Genomic DNA, 1,129 nt, shown 5'->3' with positions numbered 1-1,129 from the left:
GCGACGCTCCCACGGCTTGTAGGCACACGGTTTCAGGTACTATTTCACTCCGCTCCCGCGGTACTTTTCACCATTCCCTCACGGTACTATCCGCTATCGGTCACCAGGGAATATTTAGGCTTAGCGGGTGGTCCCGCCAGATTCACACGGGATTTCTCGGGCCCCGTGCTACTTGGGTGTCTCTCAAACGAGCCGCTGATGTTTCGACTACGGGGGTCTTACCCTCTACGCCGGACCTTTCGCATGTCCTTCGCCTACATCAACGGTTTCTGACTCGTCCCACGGCCGGCAGACCGTGGAAGAGAGATCCCACAACCCCGTACACGCAACCCCTGCCGGGTCTCACACGTATACGGTTTAGCCTCATCCGGTTTCGCTCGCCACTACTCCCGGAATCACGGTTGTTTTCTCTTCCTGCGGGTACTGAGATGTTTCACTTCCCCGCGTTCCCTCCACACTGCCTATGTGTTCAGCAGCGGGTGACAGCCCATGACGACTGCCGGGTTTCCCCATTCGGAAACCCCCGGATCAAAGCCTGGTTGACGGCTCCCCGGGGACTATCGTGGCCTCCCACGTCCTTCATCGGTTCCTGGTGCCAAGGCATCCACCGTGCGCCCTTAAAAACTTGGCCACAGATGCTCGCGTCCACTGTGCAGTTCTCAAACAACGACCAACCACCCATCACCCCGAGCCAGTAGCTCGAGTGCACTGGGGCCGGCACTGAAGGCGACCTCACGGCCGTACCCTCAGACACCCAACAGCGTGCCCGGACCAGTCCCGCCCGGTGATCATGCTTTCCACGCCCCGAAGAGCAGTACTCACAGCCACCGACCCGAAAACCGGACCGAATAGTCAACGTTCCACCCATGAGCAACCAGCATCGAACATTCGCCGATGAACTGGCCTCTGACCTCGCCCCGAAGGACTCGGTAAGAAGTGCTCCTTAGAAAGGAGGTGATCCAGCCGCACCTTCCGGTACGGCTACCTTGTTACGACTTCGTCCCAATCGCCAGTCCCACCTTCGACAGCTCCCTCCCACAAGGGGTTGGGCCACCGGCTTCGGGTGTTACCGACTTTCGTGACGTGACGGGCGGTGTGTACAAGGCCCGGGAACGTATTCACCGCAGCA

General features: G+C 59.5%; 2 rRNA genes (1 of these 2 cut by a window edge). Both read right to left on the bottom strand.

The annotated features are described in order from the left end of the window. A 23S ribosomal RNA gene (locus ACH4NX_RS38250) occupies positions 1-631 on the bottom strand (it extends 2,569 nt beyond the left edge of the window). Positions 632-947: 316 nt separating this feature from the next. Beyond that, positions 948-1,129: ribosomal RNA gene (locus ACH4NX_RS38245) — 16S ribosomal RNA — on the bottom strand; the annotation flags it as partial.

Origin of the sequence: Streptomyces sp. NPDC017225 (genome assembly GCF_044331465.1) — a bacterium.
GTDB lineage: Bacteria > Actinomycetota > Actinomycetes > Streptomycetales > Streptomycetaceae > Streptomyces.
This window is presented reverse-complemented; position numbering and strand designations above follow the sequence as displayed.